Origin of the sequence: Flavobacterium bizetiae (assembly GCF_902804475.1) — a bacterium.
Lineage (GTDB): Bacteria > Bacteroidota > Bacteroidia > Flavobacteriales > Flavobacteriaceae > Flavobacterium > Flavobacterium bizetiae.
Map to the genome: position 1 here is coordinate 1 of NZ_CADCSU010000081.1, position 22169 is coordinate 22169.

17 protein-coding genes are annotated in these 22169 nt (G+C 33.2%); 9 read left to right on the top strand and 8 right to left on the bottom strand.

Annotation, left to right across the window (positions count from 1 at the left end):
• The first annotated feature begins 179 nt into the window (after nucleotides 1–179).
• Complete coding sequence (locus tag FLACOL7796_RS09580; protein WP_232067341.1) at nucleotides 180–4037, top strand: T9SS sorting signal type C domain-containing protein; 3858 nt, start codon at nucleotides 180–182, stop codon at nucleotides 4035–4037.
• 68 nt (nucleotides 4038–4105) lie between these two features.
• Here FLACOL7796_RS09580 and FLACOL7796_RS09585 read toward each other — a convergent pair whose 3' ends face one another.
• The 4 genes from FLACOL7796_RS09585 to FLACOL7796_RS09600 form a co-directional block, all read right to left on the bottom strand.
• Nucleotides 4106–4972 (bottom strand): cupin-like domain-containing protein, encoded by an 867-nt coding sequence (locus FLACOL7796_RS09585; protein ID WP_173970580.1) that lies wholly within the window; start codon nucleotides 4970–4972, stop codon nucleotides 4106–4108.
• 81 nt (nucleotides 4973–5053) lie between these two features.
• Nucleotides 5054–6142 (bottom strand): biotin synthase BioB, encoded by a 1089-nt coding sequence (gene bioB, locus FLACOL7796_RS09590; RefSeq protein WP_173970581.1) that lies wholly within the window; start codon nucleotides 6140–6142, stop codon nucleotides 5054–5056.
• 172 nt (nucleotides 6143–6314) lie between these two features.
• The gene (locus FLACOL7796_RS09595; RefSeq protein WP_173970582.1) at nucleotides 6315–6752 is read right to left on the bottom strand and encodes a hypothetical protein; all 438 of its coding nucleotides are present in this window, start codon (nucleotides 6750–6752) and stop codon (nucleotides 6315–6317) included.
• Nucleotides 6753–7170: 418 nt separating this feature from the next.
• Complete coding sequence (locus FLACOL7796_RS09600; RefSeq protein WP_173970583.1) at nucleotides 7171–8100, bottom strand: bifunctional riboflavin kinase/FAD synthetase; 930 nt, start codon at nucleotides 8098–8100, stop codon at nucleotides 7171–7173.
• A gap of 292 nt (nucleotides 8101–8392) precedes the next feature.
• Here FLACOL7796_RS09600 and FLACOL7796_RS09605 point away from each other — a divergent pair, with 292 nt between their 5' ends.
• The gene (locus tag FLACOL7796_RS09605; protein WP_232067342.1) at nucleotides 8393–10990 is read left to right on the top strand and encodes a zinc-dependent metalloprotease; all 2598 of its coding nucleotides are present in this window, start codon (nucleotides 8393–8395) and stop codon (nucleotides 10988–10990) included.
• A gap of 104 nt (nucleotides 10991–11094) precedes the next feature.
• Here the strand turns inward: FLACOL7796_RS09605 and FLACOL7796_RS09610 are convergent, their stop codons facing one another.
• Nucleotides 11095–11778 carry a ComF family protein gene (locus FLACOL7796_RS09610; protein ID WP_173970585.1) on the bottom strand — a complete coding sequence of 228 codons (684 nt, stop codon included), beginning with the start codon at nucleotides 11776–11778 and terminating at the stop codon, nucleotides 11095–11097.
• A gap of 98 nt (nucleotides 11779–11876) precedes the next feature.
• Here FLACOL7796_RS09610 and FLACOL7796_RS09615 point away from each other — a divergent pair, with 98 nt between their 5' ends.
• The 5 genes from FLACOL7796_RS09615 (at nucleotide 11877) to FLACOL7796_RS09635 (ending at nucleotide 17754) form a co-directional block, all read left to right on the top strand.
• Nucleotides 11877–13415, top strand: coding sequence for a glycine--tRNA ligase (locus tag FLACOL7796_RS09615; protein ID WP_173970586.1), 1539 nt, complete (start codon nucleotides 11877–11879; stop codon nucleotides 13413–13415).
• A 270-nt stretch (nucleotides 13416–13685) separates the two neighbouring features.
• Nucleotides 13686–14495 carry a LytR/AlgR family response regulator transcription factor gene (locus FLACOL7796_RS09620; protein WP_173970595.1) on the top strand — a complete coding sequence of 270 codons (810 nt, stop codon included), beginning with the start codon at nucleotides 13686–13688 and terminating at the stop codon, nucleotides 14493–14495.
• A gap of 174 nt (nucleotides 14496–14669) precedes the next feature.
• Nucleotides 14670–14909, top strand: a complete 240-nt coding sequence (locus FLACOL7796_RS09625) for a hypothetical protein (protein WP_173970587.1) — start codon at nucleotides 14670–14672, stop codon at nucleotides 14907–14909.
• 98 nt (nucleotides 14910–15007) lie between these two features.
• Nucleotides 15008–17059 carry a tetratricopeptide repeat-containing sensor histidine kinase gene (locus FLACOL7796_RS09630; protein ID WP_173970588.1) on the top strand — a complete coding sequence of 684 codons (2052 nt, stop codon included), beginning with the start codon at nucleotides 15008–15010 and terminating at the stop codon, nucleotides 17057–17059.
• Entirely contained in the window at nucleotides 17056–17754 is a 699-nt protein-coding gene (locus FLACOL7796_RS09635; protein ID WP_173970589.1) for a response regulator, read from the top strand. Before FLACOL7796_RS09630 ends, FLACOL7796_RS09635 begins: the two co-directional genes overlap by 4 nt.
• Before the next feature lie 121 nt (nucleotides 17755–17875).
• On the opposite strand, the gene thiL is transcribed toward FLACOL7796_RS09635, so the two are convergent.
• Nucleotides 17876–18922 (bottom strand): thiamine-phosphate kinase, encoded by a 1047-nt coding sequence (gene thiL, locus FLACOL7796_RS09640; protein WP_173970590.1) that lies wholly within the window; start codon nucleotides 18920–18922, stop codon nucleotides 17876–17878.
• A 445-nt stretch (nucleotides 18923–19367) separates the two neighbouring features.
• Here thiL and FLACOL7796_RS09645 point away from each other — a divergent pair, with 445 nt between their 5' ends.
• Nucleotides 19368–19853, top strand: a complete 486-nt coding sequence (locus tag FLACOL7796_RS09645; protein WP_173970591.1) for a DinB family protein — start codon at nucleotides 19368–19370, stop codon at nucleotides 19851–19853.
• 56 nt (nucleotides 19854–19909) lie between these two features.
• Complete coding sequence (locus FLACOL7796_RS09650) at nucleotides 19910–20410, top strand: DinB family protein (RefSeq protein WP_173970592.1); 501 nt, start codon at nucleotides 19910–19912, stop codon at nucleotides 20408–20410.
• 47 nt (nucleotides 20411–20457) lie between these two features.
• Here FLACOL7796_RS09650 and FLACOL7796_RS09655 read toward each other — a convergent pair whose 3' ends face one another.
• Complete coding sequence (locus FLACOL7796_RS09655; RefSeq protein ID WP_173970593.1) at nucleotides 20458–21414, bottom strand: helix-turn-helix transcriptional regulator; 957 nt, start codon at nucleotides 21412–21414, stop codon at nucleotides 20458–20460.
• Between the two features lie 112 nt (nucleotides 21415–21526).
• Entirely contained in the window at nucleotides 21527–22150 is a 624-nt protein-coding gene (locus FLACOL7796_RS09660; protein WP_173970594.1) for an outer membrane beta-barrel protein, read from the bottom strand.
• Nucleotides 22151–22169 lie beyond the last annotated feature (19 nt).

Sequence of the window (22169 nt, forward strand, 5' to 3'; positions counted from 1 at the left end):
GATCATATTTCAATAATATATAAAACATAAATTCAAAAAAAATCCATCAGCTTCGGTTGATGGATTTTTTTTATGAAAAATAATTAAAAAATCACTAAAAGTGGGTATTGCGAGACTTTAATACAAATCATAATTTTAGAGTTAATTCTTATGCTAAATATTAACTTTATATTGCTATTTTGATTAAAAAATTATTTCTTTTATTTACAATAATGTGTTGTCTTTATAATACGAAATTTTATGCACAACAAGGCAAGGTAGATATTACTTTTAATGCGCTTGATGACGGGCAGAACGGTGATGGTTTTGATAGTACAGTTCGGACGTTATCATTACAATCCGATCAGAAACTAATTGTAGCTGGTGAATATCTAAGTCTAAATGGTATACCATCTTCGTATTTAACCCGCTTACAATCGAATGGGATGCTAGATGAAAGTTTTGAAACGGGTACAAGCTTTAATGGTAAAATATATGCAACTTATATACAGCCTGATGGTAAAATAATTGTAGGGGGTAATTTTACAACTTATAACGGGATTGCATCAGGGAGACTTATAAGATTAAATACCGATGGTTCTTATGACAATACATTCAACACATCAGTTGCTGCAAATGCAGGTATCATTTACGAAATTTGTCCGCAAACCGATGGGAAAATTATTATTGTAGGAAGTTTTACAAAGTATAATAATGTGACTGTTAACAGGATTGCCCGAATTCTTCCAGATGGTAGTCTAGATCCATCTTTTGTAACTGGATCCGGTTCCTCTTCAAATATTACAAATGTCAAAGTTTTGCCCAATGGGAAGATTTTACTAGCTGGTAATTTTGAAAAATTTAGCGGTGTTCTGGCAAATAAAATTGTTTGTTTGTTTCCTGATGGTAGCTTAGATCATAGTTTTGATACTGGTACTGGATTTGACGCTGATGTAAATGCAATGACCGTTCAGGCTGATGGTAAAATAATCTTAGGAGGTAAATTCACAAACTATAACGGAAACAGTGCCAATAGAATTATCAGAATTAACCAGGATGCGAGTATTGATCACGATTTTTTGTCAGGATCAGGTTTTAATGGAGGTGCTGTTCAGGTTGTTAAAATAGATCCTTTGGGAAATATAATGGTGGCAGGATCTTTTACAGGATCTTATAATGGTCAAGTTGTTAATAGAGTATGTTTTTTAAATTCAGATGGGACTTTAAAAACTGATTTTGATATAGGTTCGGGGCCCAAATCGGCATCAGTTTTTACTCTGGAAAATGATGCTGAAGGATCTTGGTATATTGGTGGATCATTTTCAATTTTTGATGGTTTGAATCAAGGGAGATTAGCAAAAATCAGTTCAGACGGAGAATATGATTCAAGTTACTTATCTGCCGGAATTGGTTTTGATGGTTCTGTTCTTAAAGTACTGCCATTAGAAAATAAAAAAACAATGGTATTTGGAAATTTTACCAGATTCAATGGAACATTTAGTTCTAGGATTACAAGAGTTTTAGATGATGGATTATATGATGCTGCTTTTAACGAGGGACAATCAGGAGCTAATAATTTAATAAAAGCAGCAGTATTACAATCAGATGGGAAAATAATTTTTGGCGGAAATTTTACAAAATATAATGAGACAGCTTCTAATCGAATTGCGAGGATTTTACCTGATGGGGAAATTGATAATACATTTAATATAGGAGCAGGATTTAATGGTCTGGTGTATACCATAGTGGCTCAGGAAGATGAGAAAGTAATTGTTGGCGGAAGTTTTACAAAGTATAATGGTGCGCCAGCTATAAGAATAGTAAGATTATTGCAAAATGGCTTGCTCGATACCTCTTTTAATGTTGGAATTAGTGCCGATGCTGTTGTTGAAGCATTATTAGTTCAGCCAGATGGTAAAATTTTGGTTGCTGGTAGATTTAATAGTTTTGATGGTCGTTTATCATCACGATTAATTAGATTGAACAGTAACGGGAGTATAGATTCTGATTTTAATATTGGAGTTGGTTTTGATGGACATGTTTACGCAATAGCTTTACAGTCTGACAATAAAATAATTTTAGGAGGAACTTTTTTGACCTATAACGGAATTTCTCAAAAACGAATTATTCGTTTGAATTCTGATGGTAGTTTAGATACTACTTTTGAATCTGGTATAGGTTTTAGTAAGGGAGAAGTTCGTTGTCTTTTGGTTCAGCCTGATGATCGTATTCTAGTTGGAGGAACCTTTTCAGGGACATATAAAACCAATAATGCCTTGCGATTAATTCGTTTAGAGAAGTCTGGAGATTATGATGAATCTTTTGAGGCTCAGCTTAATAATAAAATTTATGCTATGAGTTTTACTAACGATTATAAACTAATTATTGGAGGCGATTTTAACTCAATATCAGGTATTTCAAAACATAGAATTGCGCGCTTAAAACTTTGCCTTGAAACAACAATATGGAATGGTAATTCTTGGTCAAACGGTTTTCCATCTGGTGGAAAGGAATTGGTTTTTAAGGATGATTATTATAATTTAATGACCTCAAATGTATGTAGTTGTAAAATTGATAAAGGAAAAACAGTAACACTTTTAAGCGAAAACACTTTAGGAATCTTGTTTGATTATTCAGGACTAGGCACATTAATTCTAAATGATAGAGCGAGTTTATATCAGGATGATGATGAAATGATAAATACAGGAATTGTTTATAGTAAAAGAAAATCAGCTCCCATTTTAAAATTCGATTTTACTTATTGGTCATCTCCTGTTGATAATCAAAAATTAATTGATGTCTCACCAAATTCATCGTTAGATTATTTTTTTTCATATGATTATGTATCAAAGACCTGGAAATATGAAAATCCTGTAAATACTATTATGAGTTTAGGAAGAGGTTATAGTATTATTGCTCCTGAAGATTTTTCGCATACATTGCCTAAAAAGCTTGAGGTTATTTTTAAAGGAATTCCGAATAACGGAAAAATTAATACGGGATTAGGAGCAGAAAACAGCTATAGTTTAATTGGAAATCCTTACCCATCAGCCATTAACGCGGATGTGTTTTTGAGTGAAAATAATTCAAATATAAAAGGTGCGCTATATTTCTGGACTCATAATACTCCTATCACTAATAATAAATATAACGTAAATGATTATGCGGTATATAATATATTGGGTGGTGTAGGAACAAGGGCCACTGCTTTAGGATTAAACGAAACTATACCGGATGGAACCGTTGCATCCGGACAGGGATTTTTTGTGAAGAATAAAAATTCAGGCTTTGTAGAATTTAGTAATAGTATGCGTATTGCTGGAAGAAATTCTATCTTTTTTAAAACAGCAAATAATACTTTAGAAACTAATAAAAGCACTTTTGAGAGACATCGAATATGGCTAAATTTTGAAAACAAAGAAGGAGCTTTTAAACAAATATTGTTAGGATACATAAAAGGAGCAACGAATTTTTATGATGAAAGTTTTGATGCAGAAACTTTTAACGGAAATGGCTATGTAGATTTTTATAGTGTAAATGATGCTAAAAAATTAGTAATTCAGGGACGCGCTTTGCCATTTACAATTGCAGATACAATTCCGTTGGCATACCGAACTGCAATTGCAGACGATTTTACCATCTCGATCGATCATGCCGATGGTGATTTAAGTAGTCAGAATATTTATCTCGAAGATAAAATAACAGGTATTGTTCATGACTTAACAAAAAGTAATTACACTTTTACAACTTCAGCGGGAACCTTTATAGATCGCTTTGTATTGCGTTATACTAATAATACATTAGAAACTGAAGACTTTAAAAATCATGAAAATGCAATTTCGGTATTAGTAAAAAACAAAGTTATTAATGTATCTTCTTTCAATGAAAATATAAAAGAAGTTATGATTTATGATATTTCCGGGAAGTTGCTTTATAATAAAAATAAAGTTGGAAATACAGTATTACAAATTCAGAACCTGCAATCCGCTAATCAGTTATTATTAGTGAAAGTAATTTTGGAAAATAATTTTACAGTAACAAGAAAAACTTTATTTTAAAAATGTAAGATAATAAAAAAATTACCCGTAGTTTTAATCAAACTAAGGGTGATTTTTTATTCATTTTTTTAGGCGCTCTTTCTCAAATTTTCATGAGTATTCGTAATCGCCTTTTCATTTTTATAATCAATCCATTTTTGACCTTTAAATTTTCGCATCATAATATCAAAATGACGCATGATAAAAACATTGTAAACGGCTTTGGATAAATTGGTAATGTTTTTAGGAAAAGCACGCAAACTCATCGAAAAACCTGGCGTTAAATATTTCATGTAATGCCAATAACCTTCGGGCATGTATAAAACTTCGCCATGTTTTAGATTGGTAATGTAACCTTCGGCATTTTGAAGAGCAGGAAACTTTTCATAATCCGGATTATCAAAATCAATGTCTTCTCTCGAAATCAAAGCATGTGGAACTTTGTACATATATTTTGACTGATCGGGCGCAAAAATCATACATTGTTTTTCTCCATGAAAATGAAAATGCAGAATATTCGAATAATCAATATCATAATGCATGAACACTTTCGAGTTTTCTCCACCAAAAAACAACATGGGCATTTGTTTGACTAATCTTAAACCAATATCTGGCCATAAAAAGTCATCCTTTAATGTGGGAACTTCCTTCATTAAATTATAAAGAAAGATGCGATAATTTGTAGGTTTTGATTCTAATAAATTGATGTAATCGCTCATCTTCATTTTAGTATGCGCTTCGTTAAAGCCATCTTCATGATTTACGGGTCTGTTATCGTATAAAGGAACGATAGTGTCGCCGGCGATTTCTTTGATATAGTGTAATTTCCATTTATGATAAGCCGGCCAATCTTCGGTTAGCTCTTCAATAACAACGGGAATTTGCTTTTTTACATATTGGGAAATAAAATCTGATTTTGAGATCTTTTTTACCCTTTCGATTTGTTTTAACTTCATCTCTTTAAATAAAAAAATTGCTTATAGCTCTCTGCTACAAGCAATTTAAAAATATTTATTGAGATTTATTAACTCTTTTAATTAATTTTTTGATTTGATCGACGCCTCAAGGTTTCTCTCGATAGTATGTCCTGGTCTCGACCATTTAGGTTTTTCGCCTAATGGAGCGAACTGAGAATCTGCGGCTTCTACTGTTTGAGGTTGCGAAACTTTAACAAATGGTTTTTGCGGAATCAATCCTAATAAGTCAAACATTTTCATGTCTTCGTGCACGTCAGGATTTGGTGTAGTTAATAATTTATCACCGGCAAAAATAGAATTTGCACCAGCAAAAAAGCACATTGCCTGTCCTTCGCGTGTCATATTGGTTCTTCCGGCAGAAAGACGAACTTGTGTATCCGGCATAACGATTCTTGTTGTAGCAACCATACGAATCATTTCCCAGATTTCAACTGGTTTCTCTTCTTCCATCGGAGTTCCTTCAACAGCAACCAATGCATTAATTGGTACAGATTCAGGTTGTGGATTTAAAGTAGAAAGTGCAACAAGCATTCCGGCTCTGTCTTCGATACTTTCTCCCATACCAATAATTCCTCCGCTACAAACCGTAACATTCGTTTTACGAACATTTTCGATTGTTTGCAAACGGTCTTCAAAACCGCGTGTAGAAATTACGTCTTTATAATATTCTTCAGAAGTATCTAAGTTATGATTGTAAGCATATAAACCAGCTTCTGCCAAACGTTGTGCCTGATTCTCGGTAATCATACCTAAAGTACAACAAACTTCCATGTCTAGTTTGTTGATGGTACGAACCATTTCTAAAACCTGATCAAACTCTTCACCGTCTTTTACGTTTCTCCAGGCAGCTCCCATACAAACTCGGGATGATCCGCTGGATTTTGCACGCAAAGCCTGAGCTTTTACCTGACTTACACTCATTAAATCATTTCCTTCAACACCTGTGTTATAGCGTGCCGCTTGCGGACAGTAACCACAATCTTCAGGACAGCCTCCGGTTTTGATAGAAAGTAAAGTCGATACCTGAACTACGTTAGGATCATGTTTTTGTCTGTGAATTGTTGCTGCTTCATACAGCAAGTCCATCATAGGTTTATTATATATAGCGATTATCTCGTCTTTGGTCCAGTTATGTTTTGTGGCGTTCATTGGTTTATTGTTTTTGTAGCTTCAAATGTAATTAAATTGTTGTAATCAATAATGCAGATTGTTTTAAATGAATATTTTGCATTAAATTTCAAAAAAGAAGCATCCTAAAATCATATAATTATAAAAAAATATGAGTTTAGAATGCTTAAATGATTATTTTATTTTGAAAATATTAATCGGCTACATACTTGTTGTTCCAATACAACATCATCATTAAAGTCACGATTACCGACGAAGCGACTCCTTCAAATAACAAGCAGATACAGTAAGTTGGTACTGAAGGATTTCCTCCAAACATAAAAGCTTCAGACAGCGTTTTTACATAAGCGTCACCGCCTCTTGCATAACTATAAACCAATAATCCGAAAACGCTCATCGCCACACCAACCACAGAAGTTGCCATAGCAGAAACAGCATTCGATACAAAATTGGTTTCACCTTCCTGCAAATTCATTTTCATTGTCCTGTTTACGCCATAAAATATAAAAAATACATTTAGCGTACGTAAATAGAATAAATGAGCTAAACCTAGTACGTTCATCAATAAAAAATAAATTCCTATACCAAGGAATATCAGGAAACCATTGGTAATTTCTTTAGGTAATTTCATAGTGGTTATTTTTAAAGAAGTTAATAGTAAATATTTGATAAACAGAGTTGTATGTCAAATTTACTAAAAAAATAACTACGATGATTTAAAAATGGAGAAAAGTATACTTAGTAATTTTAATTAAAGAATAAAGGATAGAAAATTAAAAAATATTACCTCAGAAGTTGAGTCCCTACGGGACATTTGATTAGGCTGGGTATGGTTTTCTACCAACATTTAACTCCTAACGGAGTATGTTTTGGTAAGTTCTTTCTATTATATGTGATTTCTAAAAAAGATATCTCGTAGAGATTATATGTTGGTAGAAAGGACAACGAACGTGATATTTTGTCCTGTAGGGATTACACATTCCACATAAAATATAAAATATAAAATTACGCTTACGCGAAAGAGCAAATGGCGAAATAGTTTAAAAAGATTAAAGCTGACTTACAAAAGCCAAAGCCTCTTTTTTATCCTGATTTAATTGCGCTTTAAGTAAATCTAAAGATCCAAATTTTTGTTCTTCACGAAGATATTGCAATAACGAAACTTCGATGGTTTCGCCATAAATATCAGCATCAAAGTCAAATAAGTTTACTTCGATAGTTTGGTTTTGTCCATTTACAGTTGGATTATAACCAATATTCATCATACCGAAAACTTCTTTATCGCCTATTAAAGCTTTTACAACATAAACACCAACTTTTGGAATTAACTTATATTCTTCTTCTATTTTGATGTTGGCAGTAGGAAAACCAATTGTTCTTCCTAATTGTTTTCCCTTAACCACTTCGCCAGTTAAAAAATAAGAATAACCCAAATACTCATTGGCCAAATCCATATTTCCTTCGTTTAAAGCTTTTCTGATTTTTGTAGAACTTACAGAAACATCCTGAATTTCCTGAGCCGAAATTTGTTCGACTTCAAAACCGTATTCAGCTCCAAAAGCAATTAAATCATCAATATTGGCAGTTCTGTTTCTTCCAAAACGGTGATCGTGACCAATAATTATTTTTTGAATATGAAATTGATTTACTAGTATAGAATGCACAAACTCTTCGGCGGTTAATCTTGAGAAACTTTCGTTAAACGGATGAATAACAAGATTTTCTATACCGGTTGCTTCCAGAAGTTTTGTTTTTTCAGCAATAGTATTTAGTAATTTTATTTCTGATTTTTCCTGCAAAACCATTCTTGGATGCGGAAAAAAAGTGAGCACTAAACTTTCGTATTTTCCGTTTTCAGTATTTTGAGTAATTCGTTCAAGAATTTTTTTATGACCAATATGTACGCCGTCAAAGGTGCCAAGAGTTAAAATTGTTTTCTTGGTTGACTGAAAATCGTTTATAGAATGAAAGAGCTTCAAAACAAATAATTTAAGATGGTGCAAATTTATACTATCTATTTTAAATTTTATACTAAGGCCAATTGATTTTTAATGAGAATCTGCCTATTTTATCTAAAATATAACAACTTGTCGACGAAAAAGCATTAATTGTCGCAGATATGTAAGAGTTTAATTTAATTCACTTAATTTTGATTCGTCAATTATCATTTGAGATATGAAAAAAAAGCTACTTTTTTTATTTTTTATTTTTTGTTGTGCAAATATCTACGCTCAAAGTGATAATTTGTGGCAAAAAGTTAGCTCAGCTTCTGTGAGCAAAAGGATAAATCCATCAGATTCAGAACGACTTTACTATAGACTTAATACAGATTTTTTAAAATCGAAACTTTCCGGTGCAGCTGGTAAATTATCAAAAAAGACTACAACTCAAATCACAATTCCAAATTCGAATGGTGTTCTGGAAAGATTTACAGTTTGGGAATCTTCTAATTTTGAACCTGAACTTCAGGCAAAATACCCGGAGATAAGATCGTATGAAGGAGTAGGTGTAGACGATAAATTGGCTAAAATTCATTTTAGCGTTGCGCCAATTGGAGTTCAGACAATGGTATTTCGCTCTGAAAAACCTTCTGAATACATCGAACAAGATCCTGATGATAAATCGGGGTATGTTTTGTTTACAAAAAACGATATGTCATCTACAGCGCGATTGGAGTGTAAAACGACTAACGCTGTTTCTAATGCAGATACTTCGTCAAAAACAGCAAAGTCAGCTGCAAATAATAAAGTTTTTAAAACCCTGCGATTAGCAGTTTCTTGTACAGGAGAATATACGGCTTATTTTGGCGGAACAAAAGAAGGCGCATTAGCAGGAATAAATGCTACAATGACAAGAGTTAATGGAGTTTTTAACAGAGATCTTGCTGTGCAATTGGTTTTAATTGCCAATAATGATGCAGTTGTGTATACCAATGCGACAACAGATCCATATTCTGATGCGGCCAAAGGAACATCAGAAGATAAATCAGATGGAAATGATTATTGGAGCAAAGAAGTTCAGAGTACATTAACAAGTGTTATTGGCGACGCAAATTATGATATAGGCCATTTGTTTGGTGCATCAGGAGGCGGTGGTAATGCAGCTTGTATAGGTTGTGTTTGCCAAAGTCCAACAGCATCAAATGTTATTGGAAAAGGAAGCGCATATACATCACCATCTAATAATAAACCTCAGGGAGATAGTTTTGATATTGATTTTGTTGCTCATGAAATGGGACATCAATTAGGAGCGAACCACACTTTTTCTTTTGATGGAACCGAAAGAACAGGAATGAATGTAGAACCAGGAAGCGGATCTACCATCATGGGTTATGCAGGAATAACAAATTATAATGTTCAGGATAATTCAGATGATTATTTTGCCTACACAAGTATTTGGCAAATTCAGAGCAATCTTGCTACAAAAAGTTGCCCAACAAGTACTGCAATAGCAAATAATCCACCAGCTATTAATGCCGGTGCAGATTTTACAATTCCGGTAAGTACACCATTTATTTTAAGTGGTATAAGTTCTAATAGTAATGCTGTTACATATACCTGGGAGCAATTTGATAGTGCAATATCATCATCAACAGCCAATAGTAATAGTGTTGCGTATCCTACAAAACCTGACGGACCATTATTTAGGTCTTTAATTCCAGGTAGTTCTCAGATTCGTTATATGCCGGCCTTAAATACCGTTTTAGGGAATAAATTAACCACAACCTGGGAGTCAGTTTCGTCTATTGCAAGAACGTTGCATTTTACTTTAACAGCAAGAGATAATGGAGCTCAGGGATTAGCACAAACGAATAGTGACGAAATGTTAGTAAATGTGGTTGGTAATGCCGGCCCGTTTGCAGTAACTTCACAAAATACTGATGACGTAAGCTGGCAAATTGGATCATTTCAAACCGTAACCTGGAGCGTAAACAATACGAATACTTTACCGGGTTCTTCAAATGTAAATATCAAATTATCTACAGATGGCGGGTTAACTTATCCTATCATTCTGGCTTCAAACACACCAAACGATGGCACTCAATCTGTTCAGATTCCAACCAGTGTAGAAGCTTCTACAAATTGCAGGGTTTTGGTTGAACCAACAGCTAATATTTATTATGCCCTAAACAGTAAACCCTTTGCTGTAGGTTACACATCAACTACAACATGCGATTCGTATAGTTTTGGCAATGCTTTTGATATTCCGTTTTCAAGCTCTTTTACAACCAGAACCGTAAATGTGCCTGCTTCTACAGGAACAGTTTCTGATGTAAATGTTATGGTGAATTTTACGCACGAAAGAATTTCTGATGTCGAAATTCAGATCGTGAGTCCACAAGGAACAATTGTCAATTTATACAATAATAAAAGTTGTGGCGGAATACAGTCTACTTTGGCTTTACAGTTTGATGATGCCGGAGTTCCTTTAGATTGCTCTAAAACAACCAGCCAGATTGTTATTCCGGTAGATTTGTTAAGTGCGTTTAACGGACAAAATCCTAAAGGTATCTGGACTTTAAAAGTTCGTGATGCAGTTACAGGCAGGTTTGGTAAAATAAATTCAGCATCGGTAAATATTTGTAATCAAACATTTAGTCTGGGAGAACCAAGTCAGGAAAAAGTAGATTTTGCATTATATCCAAACCCAACAAGAGGACAGCTCACTATTCAACTCGAAAGCGATTCTTTACATCAAATTGAAGTTTACATACATGATATTTCAGGTCAGAAAGTCTATTACAATTCTTTTGATAAAACGTATCATTTTAATCAGAACATTGATGTAGCAAATCTTTCTGCAGGAATGTATTTTGTTACTACTATTAATGGAGACGACAGAACAGTGAAGAAATTGATTGTTTATTAAATTATAAATTCCAAAATTTTAAAATTCCAAATTCCAACTTTTATAGTTGTTGGAATTTGGAATTTATTTTTTGGAATTTCCTGCAAAGGATTGGAGTTTAATTGTTAAGAGTTCGCCATCGCCATACAAACAATACTAATTTTAGCCCCGGGAATTTTTAATAAGGCTTTAGAACAGGCTTCGAGAGTGGCGCCGGTGGTTAAAACATCATCTACAATTAAGAAATGTTTGTTTTGATTTTCTGCTGTAAAAGTCAAATCAAATATGTTTTCGATATTATCAGATCTTCCCAGTAGATTCTTTTTTGATTGTGTTTTCGAATATTTCTTTCGGTATAAAACAGCATCATTGTAAGTAATATTTAATCCTTTGGCTAAAGTTTTTCCAAAAGTCGTAACCTGATTGTAGCCACGTTCCCTGAATTTTTTAGGATGCAACGGGACAGGAATAACAACATCAAAAGGAGTTTCAAGAACCAATTCTTTCAAATCTTCGACATACCAGTTTCCTAAAACAGTTCCAATCTCTTCGTGGCCTTTGTATTTTAAGTTATGAATAAGTTCCTGAACAATGCCTTTTTTATTAAAGTACAAAAGTGCCGATGCATGTTCGATATTAATTTTGCCGTAGAATTTTTTAACCGCTTCGTTTTTCGGATCTAAATGATATTGTGTAAGAGGCATTTCATGACGACAATTGGTACATAAAATAGTTTCGTTAGTAATCAAAATCGTGTGACAACCTGCACAAACTTTAGGAAAAAACAGGTCAATAATATAATTAAACACAAATAGAAAGAATTTAGTTACAAAAATAACGAAATCAATGTCTCAATCTTTATAATTTTTCTTTTTTTTAAACGTACTTTTTATATTTTTGCATCACTATGGCAAAACAAGAAGATATATTTAAGAATGTGGTTTCGCACGCAAAAGAGTACGGATTTATTTTTCCGTCAAGCGAAGTATACGATGGATTGAGTGCAGTGTATGATTATGCACAAAATGGTGTCGAGTTAAAAAAGAATATCCGTGAATATTGGTGGAAATCAATGGTTCAGATGAATGAGAATATTGTGGGCCTTGATGCTGCAATATTGATGCATCCAACAACCTGGAAAGCTTCAGGCCACGTTGATGCTTTCAATGATCCGTTAATTGACAATAAAGATTCGAAAAAAAGATATAGAGCTGATGTTTTAGTAGAAGAATATGCTGAAAAGATCAATCAGAAAGCTCAAAAAGAAATTGAAAAAGCAAGAGCTCGTTTTGGTGATGCTTTTAACGAAGAAGAATTTGTTACAACAAATGCACGCGTTGTAGAATATCTTTCAAAGAGAAAAGAAATTCTGGCAAGGCTTGCAAAAGGTATGACGGATGATCTTCAGGATGTAAAAGCTTTAATCGAAGAATTAGAAATTGCTGATCCTGAAACCGGTTCTAAAAACTGGACAGATGTAAAGCAATTCAACTTAATGTTCGGAACTAAACTTGGAGCTTCTGCAGAGTCTGCAATGGATTTATATTTACGTCCGGAAACGGCTCAGGGTATTTTCGTAAACTTCCTGAATGTTCAGAAATCAGGTCGTATGAAAGTTCCTTTTGGAATTGCTCAAACAGGTAAAGCGTTCAGAAATGAAATTGTTGCAAGACAATTCATTTTCCGTATGCGTGAATTCGAACAAATGGAAATGCAATTTTTCGTTCGTCCGGGTGAAGAAATGAAATGGTACCACCATTGGAAAGAAACACGTTTAAACTGGCACTTGTCTTTAGGATTAGGAAAAGAGAATTACCGTTTTCACGATCACGAAAAATTAGCGCACTATGCAAATGCTGCAGCTGATATTGAGTTTAATTTTCCATTTGGTTTCAAAGAATTAGAAGGTATTCACTCAAGAACAGATTTCGACTTAAAAGCACATGAACAATATTCAGGTAGAAAATTACAATATTTTGATCCTGAACTGAACGAAAACTATGTGCCATATGTAGTAGAAACTTCAGTTGGTTTAGATCGTATGTTCCTGGCTGTTTTTGCAACATCATTACAAGAAGAAACTCTTGAAGATGGTTCTACAAGAACAGTTCTTAAATTGCCTTCGGTTTTAGCGCCAACAAAAGCAGCTATTTTACCATTGGTTAAAAAAGACGGTTTACCAGATATCGCCAGAAAAATCATCGAAGATTTAAAATGGGATTTCACAGTAGCTTATGATGAAAAAGATGCTGTAGGACGTCGTTACAGAAGACAAGATGCTCTTGGAACTCCGTTTTGTATTACAGTAGACCACCAAACAATCGAAGACGAAACAGTAACAATTCGTCATAGAGATACAATGAAACAAGATCGCGTTAAAATTTCTGAATTAAAAGATATTATCGAGAATGAGGTTTCTACGAAAAACTGGTTGATGAAAATGTAATTTTCTTAAAACAACACTATAAAAAATCCCAAATTCCATATCGGAATTTGGGATTTTTTTAATTTTACAAACGCATTTCATCGGACTTTTTTGCATTTCATCCTTATGTGTTAACATTTGTTTGCAATGTATTAACAATGAAATACTAAAATAATTCAAATTCGTATTTTTAATTGCGAATAAAACACTAAAAATAAATTTTTTCGAAAGTATTGATGAAACTAGAAGGATAGTTGTCGGGGATTCATGAAAAATCAACAAAAACTGATATTGAAAAAGTATTCGTATATTATTATTGACGATGATACTGAAAGTATTTTGAAAACCAGAACGATTGCCGAAGGTTTTTCAGAATTAACTTTTCTGGCTTCGGCTACCAATTATCAGGACGGTTTGCATTTGGTGCTTGAACATAAACCATCCATTATTTTCTTAGAAATTGATCCCGTAGAAATATCCAGTAATCTGTCGCTTGGCTTTATAAACGAGCTTTACAGGTTTTTATCCCTATTACCTAAGATAATTGTTACCACTACAAAAAAGGAACTGGCTTTTGAGGCCATTCAATATGGAGTTTTTGATTATATATTAAAACCAACTCAGCCAATCGATTTATTAAAGTCAATTTTAAAACTCGAAAAGGCAATTCAGGAAACAAATACTGTCGAGATTACAAGAGAAAAAAGTACTCCCTTGTTTCCACTAACACCAAAAACACAAAATATAGAGCAACCCCTTATTTTGTGCATTAAATCGTATGGTGATTATCGTTATCTGGATGCCGTAGATATTTGTTATTTTCAGGCTGATAATAACTCGACAGATATTTATTTGAAATCCGGAGAAATGATCACTGCTTTTAAAACTTTAAAGCATTTTGAGGCTATTTTATCGCATCCTTTTATTCGAATTCATAATAGTTATATCATTAACAAAAATTACATAGCGAGAATTCATAACGGAAGCTCAGTTTGTTACATCAAAAATTCGATTAAAAAGATCCCTTTTTCTAAAACATACAAATCCAATGTCGATTTAATTATCGCTGATTTTTCTATAGGAAATTACTTAGAAGTCTAAAAATTAGGCGTTTACATAAATTTGGTACCCATTGACTATCAATTGGGTATGATCTACCATAAACCTGTTTTTTTGTATAAATTTTTTTTGAATCCGGTATTAGTTTTACACCATGATTCGCACAAAGCGATGATTCTCCAAAACAAAAAAAATCAACATTTAATACCTCAAATTATGAAAAAAGCAGCTTTAACATTCGGATTATTTTCTTTAGTAATGGTAGCAACATCATTCGCTACACCTGAAACTACAAATTTTTTAACAGCTTCAGACTCTATTAAGATTGTACCTATTGATGGAGGTGCTACAGGTAAACAAAAGAAAGGTGATCAGCAGCAAGCATCTTACACTACAAGACAATTAAATTTTGCAAGTGTGAATCAATCTATCGGAACAGATAAAAAAGTAGATTAAGCTACAATTTTAATAAATTTATATTAGGCTGTTAATTTTTAACAGCCTTTTTTTGTGTCTATAGTTTTAGTATTTTTGGTGAAACTCAAAGACGCAAATTGAAAAAGAAATGTAAAGTAATATTAATTTTATTCTTTGTTTTATTGGCATGTACCAAGAAAACATCGTTAGATAAAAATGCAATTTCCTCCGCAGATAGTCTTCCTACCTATCTTTCGTTAGCAAACGAAAATAATCTGCCTTTACAAATCAAACAAAATTATTGTCAGAAGGCTTTAGCTATCATCTTAAACCAGAAAGATGATTCAATTAATAAAGCAAATCTTTTTAAAGTTGCCAATCGTTACTATAATATGAGCGATTGGAAATCTTATCTTCAAACTACTAAATTAATTCTGGAAAGATCAGAAAAATCCCAGGATTCAGTACACATGGCCAGAGCTTATATGTATTTGGGTGATTATTACGAATCACAATCCATTTCTGATAGTGCCTTTATGAATTACTTTAAAGCCGAAAAGCTCTATCTAAAAATAGATGATCAATACAATTTAGCAAAAACGTTTTTAAATAAGGCAAGCCTGCAATATAACGAAGGTGATTTTTTTGAAAGCGAGATAGGGGTTTTTAAGGCCTTGCGCAGTTTAAAAAAGCAGCAAAAAGTAAACGATCTCTATTATGAAAGTTACAATCTTTTAGGGATATTGTATAACGAACGAGAAGAATATACCAAGGCATTAGAATTTCAAAATAAAGCTTTATCTATTTTAGAAGATAAATCAATACAATTGTTTTATCAGTACAAAGCAGCTTCGCTTAATAATATTGGCTTTATCTATATGAATATGGGTAATTATAAACAGGCAAAGTTTTTTTTTGAAAAAGGATTGGCACAAGAAAATCTTTTCGAAGACAGAGCCAGTTTGTATGCAATTCTTTTAGATAACCTGGCTTATTCGAAATTCAAATTAAAAGAAAAAGATCAATTACCTGATTTGTTTTACAGATCTTTAAAAATTAGAGATAGTCTTGATATTGCTTCAGGAGTTGTTTCGAGTAAAATTCACCTTTCAGAATATTTTGCTTTTCAAAAAGATACTTTCAAAGCATTTCAGTTTTCGAGACAGGCATTGACTTTGTCCCGCAAGTCAAATAAATTCATCAATACACTAGAAGCGCTAAAACAAATTGCTTTGGTCGATCCTAAAAATGCTTCGGTATATTCTGAAGAATATATTAAGCTAAACGATAAGATGGTAAAATTAGAACGAAAAATGGGAGAAAAATTCTCTCGTATCGAGTATGAAACCAACGAAATAAAAGATCAGAATTCAAGCTTGCAGGAGAAAAATAAAACCTTAATCTACGTTTTTAGTATTTGTACTCTGATAGGTTTGTTTTTTTATGTTTATAAAACACAACAAGCCAGAAACAGAGAATTACTTTTTAAGCAACAGCAACAAATAGCAAACGAAGATATTTATAATTTGATGATTTCGCAGCAAAACGATATCGAACTCACCCGTATTAAAGAAAAGAAAAAAGTAGCCCAGGATTTGCATGATGGGGTACTGGGCCGAATGTTTGGGGTCAGGATAAGTCTTGATAGCTTAGATAAAGTCGATGAAGCAGAGGCAGCTCCTAAAAGAAAAAAATACCTATCAGAACTTAAAAATATCGAACAGGATATACGTGAAATTTCGCATGACTTAAATAGAGAGAAATCCGAATTAATTAATAATTTTATCGCGATTTTAAACAAATTGTTCGAAGACCAACAAAATACTTATGATGCAGAATTAATCACTTCTTTTGATTCTAATATCAAATGGGAATTGGTTAGTAATGCAGTTAAAATTAATTTGTACAGAATTGTTCAGGAGGCACTCCAGAATTGTAATAAATATGCAAATGCAAACACTATTAAAGTAGCGTTTAAAAGTGAAATAAATCATATGGTTTTGTCTATTTCTGATGATGGGGTAGGTTTTAATGCCAAAAGAGCAAAAGATGGTATAGGTTTGCATAACATTCAATATAGAGCCGCAGAATGCAAAGGCATAGTAACTTTAAAATCTGCCAAAGGAGAAGGAACTCTTCTTATAATTAAAATCCCTATCGATCAGAAAATTAACCTACAAAATAAATGACAACTGATTCAAACGCCTCAGATCCTCAATTAATTAAAAAAAACATATTAATTGTCGATGACCACCCTTTTATTATCGAAGGATATAAAAATGCGATAACACGTTACCATCCTAACCAGTACGAATTTTTAATTTCGCAGGCCCACGATTGTAAATCCGGATATGATTTAATCGAAGATGAAAAAACACCACATTTTGATGTAGCATTCTTAGATATTAGCATGCCGGCTTACGAAGAAAAAGATATTTTTTCTGGAGAAGATCTCGCAAAGCTAATCCTGAAGAAAATGCCAAACTGCAAAGTTATTTTATTAACGATGTATACGGAGTTGCTAAAGATTAAAACCATTATCAGAACCATTAAACCCAACGGTTTAGTGATTAAAAACGATCTTACTTTTGATGAATTGCTTTTTGCATTCGATAAAGTGATGAAAAACGATAAATATTACAGTCAGTCTGTTCAGAAAATAATCAATCAATCGCCTCATAATTCTATTGAAATTGATGAGTTCGACAAGCAAATTCTATTTCATTTATCAAAAGGAACCCTTGTTGAAGATATGCCGCAATACATTCCGATTTCGATTAATGCAATCGAAAAGCGTAAATTGAGTCTTAAGGAATTACTAAAAGTAAAATCAGGCTTAGATGAAGATTTACTGAAAGAAGCCAAGAGTAAAGGGCTTTTTTAAAAATTTTAGATTTAAGAATGTAGATTTTAGATTCAAACAAATAAAAAATCCTAACAGATTTAAAAATCTGTTAGGATATAAATTGAGACTGAATACTGAATACCGCGACTGAATACTGATTTTACTCGCTTAAAGCATCCCATCCGCGTGCTTTTAGCGGGATTTGGGTATTTGCGCGTGTCACCAGATTTATTCCTTCGCTTTCGTCTGCCATGTGACCAATAATAGAGAAATTCGGATTTCCTTTTATTTTATCAAAATCATTGATATCAATAGTAAAAAGCAATTCGTAATCCTCGCCACCATTAATAGCAACCGTTGTACTGTCGATATTAAACTCTTCGCATGTCGAAATAAACTGAGGATCTAACGGAAGTTTGTCTTCGTATAAATTACAACCCACTTTTGATTGTTTGCATAAATGAATAATCTCAGATGATAATCCGTCAGAAATATCGATCATCGAAGTTGGCTTGATTTCAAGAGCATGTAATAAAGTACGAACATCTTTTCGTGCCTCAGGTTTTAACTGACGCTCGATTAAATAACTGTACATATCAAGATCAGGCTGGCTGTTTGGGTTGACCTGAAAAACCTGTTTTTCACGTTCTAAAACCTGTAATCCCATATAAGCTGCACCAACATCTCCTGTTACAACAAGTAAATCGGTTTTTTGTGCCCCATTTCTGTATACAATTTCATCTTCATTTGCTTCACCAATAGCAGTAATGCTAATGATTAACCCTTTTTGCGATGAGGTAGTGTCTCCACCAATAACATCAACCTTATATTCTTTTGCAGCGTGTGTAATCCCTTCAAATAATTCTTCTAAGGCTTCTAGTGGGAAACGATTAGAAACGGCCACAGAAACCGTTATTTGCGTTGGTCTGGCATTCATGGCACAGATATCAGAAATATTTACCACAACTGATTTATATCCTAAATGTTTTAAAGGCATATAAGCCAAATCAAAATGCACACCTTCGATCAGTAAATCAGTAGAAATGACTACTTTTTTATCTTTAAAATCAAGAACCGCGGCATCATCGCCTATACTTTTTAAAGTAGATTCCTGAGTAACATCAAAATTTTTGGTTAAATGTTCAATTAAGCCAAATTCACCTAATTGCGCTATACTGGTACGTTGCGGATTTTTATCTTCGATCATTTCTTTTTAAGTTCCAAAGTTTCTAAGGCGCAAAGGTACAAAGGTTTTATCGAACTTAATGTTATATAGTAGATATGTATGTGAAGAGTCACATAGATGTGCGTCTTACGAAACGTAACCTCATTTTGTTCATGTTGCGTTAAACCTTTGTCAAAGTTTAAAACTTTGACAAAGGTTTTCGTAGTCAAAGTATTGTAGAGGCGCACAGCAGTGCGCCTCACGCAACGTAACCCCATTTTATTCACATTACGTTAAATTCGATAGGTTTAAAACCCGGTTAGATTTGATACGGAATTAAATTGTGGTTACTGGATACGAAACGCACTGCTGTGCGCCTCTACGGCAGGAAAAAAAATAATTTTAAATATTTTTTTTCCTGCTGACAAACTGTTGTCACCGGCCCTCGATAATTTTGGAGTATTAAAAATAATTAAACTTTAAAATTATGAAAACATTAGCTGCACAAGTAATTACTCCTGAAGATTTGTTGAAACACTGGCAAGGTCACCGCGCACTTACCCGTCGTGTGATTGAATTATTTCCTGAAAAAGATTTCTTTGAATTTTCGATAGGAGGAATGAGAACTTTTTCAAAAATGGCCGATGAACTTTTGGCTATTGCGGTTCCGGGATTAAAAGGAATTGTAACTAAAGAAGTGAAAGCATTTAGCGAAGAAGCATCAGAAAAATTGATCTTTAAAGCACAATATCTTGAAAAATGGGATGAAGCAACCGCAGAAATAAATAAGTACTGGGAGAAATTATCTATCGAAGATTTTAATGAAAACTTCAATCTTTTTGGTCAGTACGAATTTCCGGTGATTCAGAATATATTGTATTTCATTGATAATGAAGTGCACCACCGCGGACAAGGATATGTATATCTAAGAGCTTTAGGAATCGAACCTCCATTTTTCTGGGAAAGACAGTAATATAATCAAGGCGTTTTTAATAAACCAAATCATCTATTATATATAAATCAAGCATCATGAGTTTAAAGAAAATAATGGCAAATTATGCGGCCTACAATTTATGGGTAAATCAACAATTTGTGAATTGGCTAACGACAAAATCTGATGAGTTGTTGCACAAAGATGTTCCTTCGAGCTACTCAAGCATTATTAAAACATTGAATCATATTTGGGAAACAGAGCAATATTGGCTTTCTATAATTGCCGAAACTGCTTTGCCTGAAAGAAATGAAACCACTGATTTAGGTAAAAAGGAAATATTTGAAGGTTTGTTAAATACGTCTGCAAAATTAGCGGAGTTTATTTCATCATTATCAGACGAACAATTATATAAAACGGTTAAAATCGAGAATCCCTGGTTTCAATGTGAGTTACCAATTTCTGATTATCTATTGCAAGTAGTAAATCATGGTACTTATCATCGAGGACAAATTGTAACCATTGGAAGAAATATCGGTATAACCGACGCTTCAAACACAGATTATAATTTTTATAATGTTGTAAAAAATCAACAATAAAATAAAACTTCCCAAGACAAACTTATCATTTGTCTTGGGGAGTTTTTTTATAATAATCTTTCTTTATAGGTTTCAATTAATTCTAATACTCTTGTTTTAAGACTTTCAGGTTCCTGAATTGTGGCATAATCTCCAAACATCATAAACCAACGTGCAAAACCGCTTTGGATATCCCGACACATAAAGGTCATTTCTACTTGTCCGTCTATTTCTTTTTCTGAAACATAACCGTGGTATTTTTTTTCGAAATCTAAATAGCGCATGATTTTTTTATCGACTAAAATTCGAACCTTAATCGTTGGGATTGTTTCATTTTTATTTAAATAGGTTTCTAATGAATCGTGTTCTATTGTAAAATCACAGTCGGTTTTTTGAATGCCCTGAATCCTGTCTGTTCTAAATTGGCGGTAATCTTTTCGCAAATGACAATATCCCAGAAAGTACCAATTGTTGTGATCGTGAAAAACGCCAACAGGTTCGATATTTCTTGTAGTAGGTTCTTCGGCTTCAAGAGTTTTGTAGAATAAAAGAATTTGTTTTTTTTCTGAAATACTTTCAAACAAAACAGCCAAAGTGTTAGGCGAATTATCATGGAATAATGCTTCCTGATTTTGCATTAAAATTCTTGATTCGATGTTCGAAAGCCAGTCTTTATCCGTGCTTCTTAAAACCGATTTCAGTTTATACATCGCTGATGCGTAATGAGATCCCAAAGCAGGATCTGTAAATTTTTGCATTAATTTTTCGGCAGCAATAAAACTGCTTACCTCTTCACGCGTAAACATTACGGGAGGTAATCTATAACCTTCCATCAAAGCATAGCCAACTCCGGCCTCGCTATAAATAGGAACTCCTGATGCTTCGAGAGTTCGAATATCGCGATATATGGTTCTTAAACTCACTTCAAAACGATCTGCTAATTCCTGCGCTTTTACAATTTTTTTAGATTGTAACTGAATAAGAATAGCAATAATACGGTCAAATCGTTTTGGGGTTTCGTCCATTTTTTTCGTTTATAGATGCAAAGTTCAAAGATACAAAGGTTCGAAGTTTAGAGAAACAAAAAAGCTGTCCCAATTTGGAACAGCTTTTTTAAAGATTGAAATTTGCATCAACCTAGAATCTGTACAAAAGACCAAATTGTGGCTGATCGAAAATGTTTTCAAATAAATTAATATTTAAATTAAAAGTATCTGATGATGCACCATTTTCAGGAGAAACACTATTATACGCTAACACATTTGCTAATGTAAAAGTTACCGCGATGTTTTTGGTAACAAAATAGTTTAGACCAACAGTAATATCAGCTGTAATACTGTTATCAGTGTCGTCTTCGATTCCTTGAATTTTAGTTTTATTTTGCCCAAACCCTAAACCGGCTTCAGCAAAAGCTTTAAAACGTTTTTTGTCTAATTCTAAAAAGTAGTATCTCGCAAAAGCACCAACTCCGAATACATTGGTTTTTGTTTCAGGAATAGTAGTTTCTACTTTTTCACTAGAATAATTTAGTTTTGCTCCCACGGCAAATTTGTCATTTAATAAATACCCAAATTTTGGACTAAATCCGTAATAATCTGTAGTTCCACCTGTGCTAATTTTTATAGAACCTTCCAGAAACATATCGCCTTTTTCAAAAGTTACTCCTTTTGCCGAGTTCATTTCACTATCAACCTCTTGTTGTTGCGCATTCGCAAATGAGAAAGTTAACATTGATAAAATAACAAAAAATTTAGTTTTCATAATAATTGCTTTTAAAAGT